This is a genomic window from Flavobacterium sp. XS2P24 (genome assembly GCF_030010285.1).
In the GTDB taxonomy this organism is placed as follows: Bacteria; Bacteroidota; Bacteroidia; order Flavobacteriales; family Flavobacteriaceae; genus Flavobacterium; species Flavobacterium algoritolerans.
This window is the reverse complement of record NZ_JASCRU010000003.1, coordinates 17,996-31,478: the sequence shown is the minus strand read 5'-3', so window position 1 is coordinate 31,478 and position 13,483 is coordinate 17,996. Positions and strand designations below refer to the sequence as shown.

The following is a 13,483-nucleotide window of genomic DNA, read 5'->3' as shown; positions in this document are numbered from 1 at the left end:
GTTACTTTCTTTATTAACAATAATAATTGGATGGCTCATGGGTGGTTTTGGTTTTACAACTAAACTAGGACACCCCATTAGTACAATTTGCTTTTATTTAGGTCTTGCATTGATTCTCACAGGAATAATATTTTTTATTAAAATCGTAAAAGAAAAATGAACACTTTATTACCAATAGAAAAACGAAATTCAGTTTTAAGCCGTATGGCCGAACTTCTTGAACAAGAAAGAGCCAATCTTAAGACTATAAATCAACAAGATTTAAATAATTATTCTGGGGATGATTTGGCCATGGAAAAACGTTTATTGGTTGATGACGCCAAAATTGACGGCATGATTTTATCCATGCAACAATTAGCAAGTCAAGAAGATCCTATTGGTGTGGAACGTTTTAATTTCGACCATGAAAACGGAATGAAAATCATCAATAAAACAGCGGCTTTTGGAACTATAATGATTATTTATGAATCCAGACCTGATGTTACTGTTGAAGCTGGCGGAATCGCTTTTAAATCCGGAAATAAAATTCTATTGAAAGGTGGAAAAGAATCTTTGCTATCCAACTTAAAAATTGTGAAATTGTGGCATCAAGCCTTAAAAGAAAACAATGTTGCTACAGAATGGGTGGAGTACTTGAATTACAATCGGGAAGAAACTCAGGAATTTTTGGAGAAACCAACACAAAAAGTGGATTTAATTGTTCCTCGTGGTGGTGAGAAATTGATTGCTTTTGTAAAAAAACACGCCACTTGCCCAGTAATTATAAGTGGTCGAGGAAATAATTTTGTGTATGTAAATAAGGAAGCCGATTTAAAAAAAGCGCTTGACATTATTATTAACGGAAAAACCTCAAATATATCTGTTTGCAATGCTTTAGATAAAGTTTTAATTGATACAAATCTTGAAAATTGGGAAGCTTTTGCTACCAATATAGTTCAAGAATTACAACAAAGAAACGTAACCGTTTTAGGAGATGAAAGCATTTCCAGAGCAACAAATGTTCCTCAGATTGAATCTGATTTAATTTGGTACGAAGAGTTTTTAGATTACAAAATTGTTATCGGAATAACAAATTCAGATCAAGAAGCGATTGACAAAATAAATAAATATTGTGGCGGACATTCGGCTTCGATAATCACAAAGAATGATGCAATTGCTCAGGAATTCATGGAAAACGTGGACACGGCAGCTGTTTATCAAAACGCCTCTACCCGATTCACCGATGGAGGACAATTTGGTTTAGGAGGAGAATTGGCGATAAGCACAGACAAATTACACCAACGTGGACCAATTGGTTTGCAACATTTAGTTACTAATAAGTGGTATATTTACGGAAATGGACAAATCAGGTAAAGGATTTTTGATTAACGATTTTTGATTGAAGATTAAAAAAAGAAGAATTCAGAATATTAACACAACACTTTGCGAACTTAGCGTTTAACACTGTTACGTTTGAAAATTAACTTTGCGCACTTTGCGGTTAAAAAAATGGCTAAAAAAAGAATTTTATTAAAGTTAGGAAGCAATACATTAACCAAAGAAACCAATCACATTTCGAGAGGAAAGATTGAAGATATTGGGATGCAAATAGCCGCTTTACAAGACGATTATGAGTTCATCATTGTAAGTTCAGGTGCGATTGCCGCAGCCAAACAATTTGTAAAACTGGAAAATCAAGACAAAGATGTTTTTGTGAAACAAGCATTGGCTTCTATTGGTCAGCCCCATTTAATGAGGATTTATCATGAAAACTTCAGCGATTTAGGATTACTGATTTCGCAGTGTTTGCTTTCGTATTCTGATTTCGAAAAAGAACAATCCAAAGTAAATATCGTGAACACCATCAATGTGTTGGTCAAAAATAATTACATTCCTATTATCAATGAAAATGATACGGTGGCTACGGATGAGATTCGGTTTGGCGATAATGATAAATTAGCCGCTTTAACGGCCGTTCTATTAAATGTTGACATTCTGATTATCGCCACCAATACGAACGGGATTTACACCAAAGCATCCATTAATGATGCCGTTCCTGAAACGATTTCTCTAGTAACCGATTTGAAAGTATTGGAAAAAGAGATTGGTGATTCTAAATCCTCGCACGGAACCGGCGGAATGCAATCTAAAATAGAAGCTTCGGCAATTGCCAAAGACGCCACTATCGAAACCTGGATTGTCAATGGACTAGAAGACAATTTTATTTTGAAAGCTTTAAAAAACGAAATACCTTTTACTAAAATTCTATAAAATGTTGATACGGTTAATCGCTAATTCGGTTAATCAATTAAACAAATAACCGATTAAACAAATAAGACAATGAACTATATCTCCATACAAAACATAGATTCACTTGATAAATGGGTGAAACAAGCATTAAAAATCAAGAAAAAACCTCTTAAAAACAAAAAACTAGGTAAAAACAAAACCTTAGGAATGTTGTTTTTTAATTCCAGTTTAAGAACGCGTTTAAGTACACAAAAAGCCGCTTTGAATTTGGGAATGAACGTCATGGTAATGAATTTTACCAGCGAAGGTTGGACATTAGAATTTGAAGATGGAGCCATCATGAACTCCGGTGCTTCAGAACACATTAAAGAAGCTGCTGCGGTAGTTTCTCAATATTGTGATATTGTTGCTATCAGAGCTTTTGCCGGATTAGCAGACAAAGAAAAAGACAATGCCGAAATCGTACTTTCAGGTTTCCTAAAATATGCCACTGTACCTGTTGTCAATATGGAAAGCGCTACAGGGCATCCGCTACAATCGCTTGCAGATGCGATAACTATGGCAGAATATAAAACAGAACATAAACCAAAAGTAGTTTTGACTTGGGCGCCACACCCTAAAGCGTTACCTCAAGCAGTTGCCAATTCTTTCGTGCAAATGATGCAGTTACAAGATGCAGACTTTGTAATTACACACCCCAAAGGCTACGAATTGAATCCTGAAATCACGAAAGATTCCAAGATTGAATACGACCAAGACAAAGCTTTTGAAAATGCCGATTTTATCTATGCCAAAAACTGGAGCAATTATAACGAGTATGGTCAGATTACAAATTCTGATCCAAATTGGACTGTAACTGCCGATAAAATGAAACTGACCAACAATGCTAAATTCATGCACTGTTTGCCGGTAAGACGTAACGTAATTGTTACTGACGAAGTGATCGACAGCGAAAATTCAATTGTTATCGAACAAGCCAACAATAGAACCTATGCCGCACAATTAGTGTTGCAAAAAATATTGGAAAATGGAAAATAAAAAACCGGTAACGCTAATAAAAATTGGAGGAAATATTATTGATAATCCAACGGAATTAGCACAATTTTTAGCTGATTTTTCTAAAATTGAAGGGTATAAAGTGCTCGTTCATGGTGGTGGAAAATCAGCTACCAAAATGGCCGAAAGTATTGGTTTAGTTCCTCAAATGATTGATGGAAGACGCATCACCGATGCCGCTATGCTTGATGTAGTTGTGATGATTTATGCTGGTCAAATTAACAAAAGTATTGTTGCTCAATTGCAAGCAAATTCAACCAATGCAATGGGTTTTTCTGGTGCTGATGGGAATTTAATTCAATCGGACAAAAGAAACCACCCAACCATCAATTATGGTTTTGTGGGCGATGTAAAAAAAGTGAACACAAACTTATTGGAAACATTGCTTTCAAATGGTATAGTTCCTGTATTTTGCGCAATAACACACGATGGAAAAGGGCAATTATTAAACACGAATGCAGATACGATTGCCAGTGAATTGGCGATTGCTTTATCGGAAGTTTTTGATGTTACTTTGAATTATTGCTTCGAAAAACCAGGCGTTTTATATGATGCCGAAGACGATTCTTCCGTAATTGAGAACATCAATCAAGAATTATATTCCAAATTAAAAGCCGAAAAAGCCATACATTCAGGTATGATTCCAAAATTAGACAACTGTTTCAACAGTTTGTCCAAAGGAGTTCAAAAAATAAAAATTGGTCATCACCGCATGTTGCAAGACAAGACCGCATTGTACACCACAATTACACTATGAAGAGTATAGAAATCCTTACACAAGAAGCCATTGCGCTATTAAAATCGCTGATTGAAACGCCTTCATTTTCAAGTGAAGAAGACCAAACAGCACTTTTAATCGAAAATTGGTTTACACAAAATAATATCCCTTTCGAAAGAGAGAATAATAATGTTTGGGCTTTCAATAAACATTTTGACACTACCAAACCTACCCTTTTACTAAATTCACACCACGATACCGTAAAACCAAACCAAGGCTATACCAACAATCCATTTGAAGCCATCGTAAAAGACGGTAAATTATTTGGATTGGGAAGCAATGATGCGGGAGGTTGTTTGGTTTCACTTTTAGCCACTTTTGTACATTTTTATTCGAATGAAAATCTGCCTTACAATATTGTGATGGTCGCTTCAGCAGAAGAAGAAAGCAGCGGAAAAAATGGATTAAACAGCGTTTTAAAACATTTACCAGAACTGGAATGTGCGATTGTGGGAGAACCCACTTTGATGCAATTAGCAGTAGCTGAAAAAGGGTTATTGGTTCTAGATGTAATCGTAAAAGGTACAGCCAGTCACGCTGCACACAACAATCCGGATAATCCTATTTACAATGCGATTCCCGTTATGGAATGGTTTAACAGCTATCAATTCGAAAAAATATCGGAGGTTTTAGGTCCCGTAAAAATGACCGTAACGCAAATATCTGCTGGAAAACAACACAATGTAGTTCCTGCGGAATGTCATTTGGTTGTCGATATCCGAGTGAATGATTGTTACAGCAATCAAGAAATTTTAGATACCGTGAGAAAGCATTTGACTGCTGAAATAAATCCGAGATCGATGCATTTGAATGCGTCATCAATTCCTGTTGCACACGGATTAGTACAAGCCGGAATTGCGCTGGGAAGAACCACGTATGGCTCGCCTACCCTTTCGGATCAATCGGTTTTGAGTTGTCAATCCTTGAAATTAGGACCTGGAGAAACCCTGCGGTCACACTCGGCAGACGAATTTATATTTATAAACGAAATAGAAGAAGGAATTCAATTGTATATCAAAATACTTTCAGACTTCTTTATTCAGACTTCTTAGATTTTTAGACTCCTTAGAAGTCTAAAAATCTAACTGTCTAAAAATCTAAAAATCTAATTATGAAACTTTGGGAAAAAGGAATACCAACCGATAAGCAAATCGAACATTTCACCGTTGGAAACGACAGAGAACTGGATTTAGTTCTAGCAAAATATGATGCTTTAGGTTCTATTGCACATGCAAAAATGCTGGGACAAATCGGGCTTTTAACAGACTCCGAAACCGTTTCTTTGGTTTTGGCTTTGGAAGAAATAATAAAAGACGTTGCAAACGGAAAATTCGAAATCGAAGACAGCTTTGAAGACGTGCATTCCAAAATCGAATATTTACTAACAGTAAAATTGGGTGATGCCGGAAAAAAAATTCACACGGCTCGTTCCCGTAATGACCAAGTTCTGGTAGATGTTAATTTATACTTGAAAGATGTCGTTAAAGAGTTGAAAGAGCAAGTAAAAAGCCTTTTTGATTTACTGATGGAATCAGCTGAAAAACATCAAAATGTGTTATTGCCAGGATACACACACCTTCAAATTGCTATGCCGTCTTCTTTTGGAATGTGGTTTTCCGCTTACGCTGAAACTTTGATTGATGATATTACGATGTTGAATGCCGCTTTAAAAATTGTGGACCAAAACCCATTAGGTTCAGCCGCAGGTTACGGAAGCTCGTTTCCTATCAACAGAACATTCACCACACAGGAATTGGGTTTTGAAACTTTAAAATTCAATTCTGTAGCCGCTCAAATGAGCCGTGGAAAATCAGAGAAAACAGTGGCTTTTGCTATGAGTAGCGTAGCAGCAACTTTAGCGAAGTTCTCGATGGATGTTTGCTTGTATATGAGTCAGAATTTTGATTTTATCACTTTACCTTCGCATCTTACAACCGGTTCGAGCATCATGCCACACAAGAAAAACCCAGATGTTTTTGAATTGATTCGTGGAAAATGCAACAAAATTCAAGCGTTACCATACGAAATCACTTTAATCACAAATAATCTTCCAAGTGGCTATCACAGGGATTTGCAATTATTGAAAGAAGGATTGTTTCCAGCGATTCAAAATCTGAAAGCCTGTTTGGATATCGCAATTTTTGCTATCAAGGACATTAAGGTAAAAGAACATATCTTAGACGATAAAAAATACGACTATTTGTTTACGGTAGATTCCTTAAACGAAATGGTGGTTGCAGGAATGCCTTTTAGAGATGCCTATAAAGCCGTTGCTGAGCAATTAGAAAATGGCACTTTTCAATCTCCAAAAGAAACCAAGCATACGCATGAAGGAAGTATCAACAACCTTTGTTTGGATGCCATAAAAAAGAAAATGGACGATTCTTATTAATTCAAGACCAAAATAATTGTTACAAAAAAATCCATCAGCCGCGACTGATGGATTTTTTTTATATTCCAAATTTAAACTGTTGGTTCTTAAACCTTTCTACTTAATTCTTCCGCATCAATATCACTGTGCGAAACATTATAAATGGCTTTTCCTTCTTTAATTAAAATCAATTGCGGGGATTGATGCGTTACTCCAAATTGATCCGCAATGGCATTAGAAATAGCTCTATATGCTATTAAATCTAAAAAATAAGGCGTAACTTTATCTGAGCTATTAAACTCATTTTCAAACTGTTTCAGTGCCATCCTACTTACACTGCATCGTGTACTGTGTTTAAAAATCGCTACTGGTTTTTCATTCGAAATAGCAATAATTTCATTCAGTTGCCCTAAATCGGTTAGTTCATTCCAATTGATTTTATTTTCATTTAAATCCTTGTCGTCTGAACTATTGAACATATTTTTAAAAAAACTCATAATTGTCTTATTTTAAGACATTTTGACTTTAAAATATGATAAAAATCATGAAATTTCTGTCAATTTGTCGGTAATATTGTATTGGAATATAAATTGAATATTGATTCGCAAAGTTAGTCAAATAACCACAAAACAAATAACATCATGAACATAAATAAATTTACAATCAAATCCCAGGAAGCCATCCAGCTTTCCCAACAATTGGCGCAAAGCCATGGGCAACAACAAATAGAAAACGAACATATTTTCAAGGCTATTTTTGAAGTCGATGAAAATGTGGCTCCTTTTCTGCTTAAAAAACTCAACGTAAATGTGAGTTTATTGGAACAAATAATAGACAGCACGATACAAAGCTTCCCTAAAGTTTCCGGCGGTGAAATTATGCTTTCCAGAACTGCAAATTCAACGCTGAACGAAGCCGAGATTATTGCAAAAAAAATGAATGATGAATTCGTTTCTGTGGAGCATTTAATTTTAGCCATATTTGGTTCCAAAAGTAAAGTTGCCCAAATCCTAAAAGACCAAGGCGTTACCGAAAAAGGACTAAAAGCCGCAATTGATGAATTGAGAAAAGGAGAACGAGTGACTTCGGCATCAGCTGAGGAAACCTATAATTCTTTAAATAAATACGCTAAAAACCTCAACGAATTAGCCCGTACCGGGAAACTCGATCCCGTTATTGGCCGTGATGAAGAAATTCGTCGTGTGTTGCAAATTCTAACCCGTAGAACCAAAAACAATCCAATGTTGGTTGGTGAACCCGGAGTGGGAAAAACCGCCATTGCGGAAGGATTAGCGCACCGAATTGTTGACGGAGACGTTCCTGAAAACCTGAAAGATAAAATCGTGTATTCCCTTGATATGGGAGCGCTGATTGCCGGTGCAAAATACAAAGGGGAATTTGAAGAACGACTAAAATCCGTGGTGAAAGAAGTGACTTCTGCCGAAGGTGATATTGTTTTATTCATTGACGAAATCCATACGCTTGTGGGAGCCGGCGGTGGAGAAGGCGCTATGGATGCGGCAAATATTCTGAAACCGGCGTTGGCTCGTGGCGAACTTCGCGCTATCGGGGCAACCACATTAGACGAATACCAAAAATATTTTGAAAAGGATAAAGCACTAGAAAGACGTTTCCAAAAAATAACGGTCGAAGAACCAGATACTGAAAGTGCCATTTCTATTTTGCGTGGAATCAAGGAAAAATATGAAACACACCATAAAGTCCAAATCAAAGACGACGCTATTATTGCGGCTGTCGAATTATCGCAACGCTATATTACGAACCGTTTTCTTCCGGACAAAGCAATCGATTTAATGGACGAAGCCGCTTCAAAACTGCGTATGGAAATCAACTCCAAACCGGAGGAACTCGATGTTTTGGATCGAAAAATCATGCAATTGGAAATCGAAATTGAAGCCATCAAACGTGAAAAAGACGAAAGCAAACTTAAAGTTTTAGGAATGGATTTGGCCAATCTCAAAGAAGATCGCAACGAAATTTACGCCAAATGGAAATCAGAGAAAGATGTCGTTGACAACATCCAAACGGTAAAAACGGAGATTGAAGACTTTAAATACGAAGCAGAACGTGCTGAACGTGATGGTGATTATGGAAAAGTAGCCGAAATTCGTTACGGTAAAATTAAAGAAGCACAGGAACGCTTGGATGTTTTGCTCAAAGAATTACAAGAAAACCAATCTGGAACTTCGTTGATAAAAGAAGAAGTTACCCGCGAAGATATTGCCGAAGTCGTGGCCAAATGGACTGGAATTCCAGTGATGAAAATGCTTCAGGGCGAACGAGAAAAACTATTAAAATTGGAAGACGAACTGCATCACAGAGTTGTAGGACAGGAAGAAGCGATTCAAGCCGTGAGCGATGCCGTGCGCAGAAGCCGAGCCGGATTACAGGATATGAAAAAACCAGTGGGAACCTTTCTTTTCCTCGGTACAACGGGAGTTGGTAAAACAGAATTGGCAAAAGCCTTAGCGGAATACCTATTTGACGATGAAAATGCGATGACGCGTATTGACATGAGCGAATACCAAGAACGCCACAGCGTAAGCCGTTTGGTGGGTGCGCCTCCGGGATATGTAGGTTATGATGAAGGCGGACAATTGACCGAAGCCGTTCGTAGAAAACCGTATTCCGTAATCTTATTGGATGAGATTGAAAAAGCGCATCCGGACACGTTTAATATCTTGCTACAAGTTTTGGACGAAGGACGTTTGACAGATAACAAAGGACGTTTGGCAGATTTTAAAAACACGATTATCATCATGACTTCAAATATGGGAAGCCAGATTATTCAAGAGAAATTCGAAAACCTGAAAGGAAGCGTGGAAGCTGCAACCGAATTGGCTAAAGTCGAAGTTCTTGGGCTGTTAAAACAAACGGTGCGTCCTGAATTCATCAATCGTATTGACGAAATCGTAATGTTCACGCCATTAACCAATGAAAATATAGCTCAAATCGTAGGGTTGCAACTGAAAAATGTGACCAAAATGCTGGCGCAACAAGGCATCACTATGGACGCCACTCCAGAAGCTATTGCCTATTTATCTGAGAAAGGATACGATCCTCAATTTGGAGCGAGACCCGTGAAAAGAGTGATTCAACGAGACGTTCTCAATGAATTATCCAAAGAAATTTTATCCGGAAAAATAACTACAGACAGCATCGTTTTGATAGATGCTTTTGATGGAAAATTGGTTTTTAGAAATCAAACCGAGTTAGTTTCTTAAGAATCTAGAACATTTAAACTTATGAAAACACTAGTCGAAAGGCTGGTGTTTTTTTGTTGCTATATATAAATATATTCTATTCACTGTTTAAAAAATTGTCAACAAGAAAAAACAGCAATTTGAAATTAACACTGAAATAAACAAAATAATTTAAAAAAAATAACACGAATATTCATCTATTTTTATTTACTTTCGGAATTTAAATTAAACTAGAAAAGTAATTTTTTAAAAAAATCAGTAGTAAGAATAAACAAGATTTTAAAACTTATTAATAAAGTTAAAAAAAACACCAAAAATAATTATGAATATTTCTACAACTTTCAAAAATCTAGTATTCGTTTCCGCTTTTTTTTGTTTCTCGTTACATATACATTCTCAAACCAATTGGGAATTATTGAACCCAAAACCATCCAGTAATAATGGTTTAGATATTCGTTTTGTTTCAAGTAGCAATGGATATATTATAAATTCTAATGAAATACTTGAGACTTTAGACGCTGGAGTTTCTTGGCAAAAAAAACAAAATATAAACAGTGGGAATGACTTAAATTTCTATAGTCCCATCGGTTTTATTGTTGGTAATAATGGTTATGTTTTAAAATCCAATGATGGCGGAACTTCTTGGTCACAAATTTCCACAGGGTTCAGCGATAATTTTAACACAGTAAACATTATAAATGAAACTGACATTATTATTTCAACTTCAAATAGTATTATTAAGTCCTCAGATGGAGGTTTAACTTGGACAAATAAAACAATCCCTAATAGCACAGTTAATAAAACGTTTTTTGTAACTCCTCTAATTGGTCACGCAGCATGTAATAATGGTACAATGCTGAAAACTGTTGATGGAGGTGTCAATTGGTATGTTACCCAGAGCTCCAATTCATTTCCATCAGATTTATTAATGGTTTATTTCATAAATCAAAATATTGGTTTTTACACAAAAGAACATAGCGATATGTATAAAACGATTGATGGTGGAGAAACATGGTCCAAAGTAAATGGAATTTCTGATGCCATTTATGCAATATCTTTTTTAAATGAAAATATGGGATATGCAACTGGTGCTGATGGAGTTATTTTTAAGACCATGGATGGAGGAAATACATGGGTGTGGGCTGGTTTCCAAAATGGACGTTATGCTAACACAACAATATATGGCATACATTTTTTAGACCAAAACAGAGGTTATGCGACTGGTGCTCGTGGACGAATTATTAAAACTATTGATGCTGGTAAAACTTGGACTGAGAACTCACCTACTTATAATGATATCAAGCAGCTGCAGTTTATTGATAACAATATGGGATTTGCTGAAGTTGGAGACAAATTCTTTAAAACAGTGGACGGTGGGCAAAATTGGCAAAATATTGGTTCCTTGAATCTTGGGCAATCAGTTTTCGCAAGTAAATATCAATTTATAAATAAAAATTTAGGCTACGCTACAACGGGAGGAACTTACGGAGGACAAGTATATAAAACCGTTGATGGTGGAATTACTTGGGCAATATTAAACAATGGATATTACATTATTGACGAAGGTATTGATTCTATTTGTTTTTTGGATGAAAATACTGGTTTTATATCAGGAGGGTTTAATCAAAAAAAAGTAATGAAAACTATTGATGGAGGTATTACATGGCAGCAAGTATTGAATCAAGAATTTGGACAAATACAATTTCTCAATAACCAAGTAGGTTATGCAAATCGTATAGGTTATACAGGTGGCAGAATGTACAAGACTATAGATGGAGGTAATACTTGGAATATAAATATTGATGTCGACCAAAGTATTAATTCTTTTCATTTTTTAGATGAAAATAACGGTTATTTTGCTGGTGACAATGGCTTAATGTATAAAACTAAAAATGGCGGAATTACTTGGGAGAAATTGACAGTACCTTATGTTTATTACACATTTGTAAAATTTTATTCAAAAAATGTAGGATACATTTTTGATGATTATGGACGACTATACAAGACAACTAACGGTGGCGCCACATGGGAAAATATAACAACAATAAACTCGTATGGTTCACCATCAAATTATATCGATATTGTTCAAAAAGACATTTACGTAGGTAGTAGTAATGGTAAAATTTTAAAAAGCGAGATTTCATTTGATCCTGTTTCAATTCTTGCTAATCCAGTTCTAAATCTATCAAACAAGGGTGCAACACTTTCTGGAAATGTAGCTTCGAATCAAGGACTTATTCAAAATATTAGATTTGAATACGGAACAAATTATGCTCTCGCTAACATTAAAAACACAAATCCTAATTCAGTAACTTTCGATTCTTCATTAGATATTTCTAGTGATTTAACTAATCTTAGTCCAAATACAACTTACTTTTATAAAGTGGTGGCAACTTATAACAACATCGATTATTCAAGTCAGATCTTGAGTTTCACTACACTTCCAGATTTTGTAGTATCGATGAATGATATTTACACCTATTCTTCAAATACCGCAGAAGTATCAGGAAATATAAAATCAAATGAAAATGAAATTTCCAATATTGAATTTCAGTACGGAACAAAAGCTGATTTTTCAGAATTTAGTATTTTACCACTAAACACTTTGGTAGCAGGAAATACAAATCAAAACATCACAAGTAATTTGTCAAACTTGATTCCAGAAACTACTTATTATTTGAGAATTAAAGCAGTACATAAAGGACTAAATATATATAGTCCAGTAAAATCATTTAAAACAAGGGCAGAATATACAATCAATTTATATAATCCTACTATTAGTGGTAATAATGTTACTTTATCAGCTTATATAACTAGTTATAATAAAAACATCACTAACATAGTTTTTGAATACGGAACCATAAATTATGAAAATTCTATCTCGACTGCTATCAATCAGATACCTCTAAATACTTCAAATACTGTAAGTGCTACAATTGCTAATCTAGACCCAAATTTGACCTATTATTATAGAATAAAAGCATTAAATGGAACTGATATTATTTATAGTAAAGGAAACGTTTTTAATACTTCAGGCAATGTAATTATGGTTTCTAATCCAACAATAGAGACGCCTTCTGCTATTAGTTTTGTGGGTCTCATTAATGGCTATGGAAAATATCTTACAAATATTCAATTTGAATATGGTCTCACAGACAGCTATGGTTCAACAATTAACGGTTTACCTAACTATGCTTTTGGATATGAGACAAGCACTATAACAGCTACAGTAACTAATCTATTACCAAATCAAACCTATTTCTATAGATTAATCGCTACATACAACGGAAACAAACTTTACTCCAGTAAATATCAATTTACAACTAGCACGCTAAATATTGATAATTTTGATATCGATAATAATAAAATTACCTTGTATCCAAATCCAACAAATGATGAAGTGAGTATTACTTCAAATGGAATTAAGAATGTAGCAAGTATTATATTAATTGACATTACTGGAAAAGTATTAATGACTCAAGATAATCCAAATCAAAAAAATAATTTTAAAATTTTACTTTCCAACCAAGCAAAAGGCACATATATTGTAAAAGTGCTATTTAGCGACAATACTATTAGTAGCAAAAAACTTATTTTAAAATAAATACTATCCGGAAAAATAACTACAGATAGCATTGTATTAATCGATGCTTTTGATGGAAAATTGGTTTTTAGGAATCAAACCGAGTTAGTTTCTTAAGGATCTAGAACATTTAAACTTATGAAAACATCAGTCGAAAGGCTGGTGTTTTTTTATACCATCTTATTTTTCCAGGAGTAAAACGGCAGATTTAATTGCTATTCTATAATTAGTATTGCCAAAAA

The 13,483-nt window shown here is 35.0% G+C and carries 9 protein-coding genes; 8 read left to right on the top strand and 1 reads right to left on the bottom strand.

What is annotated here, in order from left to right; genetic code table 11:
- Positions 1-156: 156 nt before the first annotated feature.
- From QLS31_RS03265 to argH, 6 genes are all read left to right on the top strand, one after another.
- On the top strand, positions 157-1,353 hold the full coding sequence (locus QLS31_RS03265; protein ID WP_282742571.1) for a glutamate-5-semialdehyde dehydrogenase: 1,197 nt from the start codon (positions 157-159) through the stop codon (positions 1,351-1,353).
- A gap of 135 nt (positions 1,354-1,488) precedes the next feature.
- On the top strand, positions 1,489-2,250 hold the full coding sequence (gene proB / locus QLS31_RS03260) for a glutamate 5-kinase (protein ID WP_099715138.1): 762 nt from the start codon (positions 1,489-1,491) through the stop codon (positions 2,248-2,250).
- Positions 2,251-2,319: 69 nt separating this feature from the next.
- On the top strand, positions 2,320-3,267 hold the full coding sequence (locus QLS31_RS03255) for an N-acetylornithine carbamoyltransferase (protein WP_282742569.1): 948 nt from the start codon (positions 2,320-2,322) through the stop codon (positions 3,265-3,267).
- Positions 3,257-4,042, top strand: coding sequence for an acetylglutamate kinase (gene argB / locus QLS31_RS03250; RefSeq protein ID WP_282742567.1), 786 nt, complete (start codon positions 3,257-3,259; stop codon positions 4,040-4,042). The genes QLS31_RS03255 and argB overlap by 11 nt, the downstream gene beginning before the upstream one ends.
- Positions 4,039-5,115, top strand: coding sequence for a M20 family metallo-hydrolase (locus tag QLS31_RS03245; RefSeq protein ID WP_282742565.1), 1,077 nt, complete (start codon positions 4,039-4,041; stop codon positions 5,113-5,115). The genes argB and QLS31_RS03245 overlap by 4 nt, the downstream gene beginning before the upstream one ends.
- Positions 5,116-5,174: 59 nt before the next feature.
- Positions 5,175-6,455 carry an argininosuccinate lyase gene (gene argH / locus QLS31_RS03240; protein WP_282742563.1) on the top strand — a complete coding sequence of 427 codons (1,281 nt, stop codon included), beginning with the start codon at positions 5,175-5,177 and terminating at the stop codon, positions 6,453-6,455.
- An 86-nt stretch (positions 6,456-6,541) separates the two neighbouring features.
- Here the strand turns inward: argH and ytxJ are convergent, their stop codons facing one another.
- Positions 6,542-6,931 carry a bacillithiol system redox-active protein YtxJ gene (gene ytxJ, locus QLS31_RS03235; RefSeq protein WP_121342333.1) on the bottom strand — a complete coding sequence of 130 codons (390 nt, stop codon included), beginning with the start codon at positions 6,929-6,931 and terminating at the stop codon, positions 6,542-6,544.
- Between the two features lie 144 nt (positions 6,932-7,075).
- On the opposite strand from ytxJ, the gene clpB reads away from it, so the two are divergent.
- Positions 7,076-9,679 (top strand): ATP-dependent chaperone ClpB, encoded by a 2,604-nt coding sequence (gene clpB / locus QLS31_RS03230; RefSeq protein WP_282742561.1) that lies wholly within the window; start codon positions 7,076-7,078, stop codon positions 9,677-9,679.
- A 301-nt stretch (positions 9,680-9,980) separates the two neighbouring features.
- Positions 9,981-13,262: a YCF48-related protein gene (locus QLS31_RS03225; protein ID WP_282742559.1), complete on the top strand. Its 3,282-nt coding sequence runs from the start codon at positions 9,981-9,983 to the stop codon at positions 13,260-13,262.
- Positions 13,263-13,483: the final 221 nt, after the last annotated feature.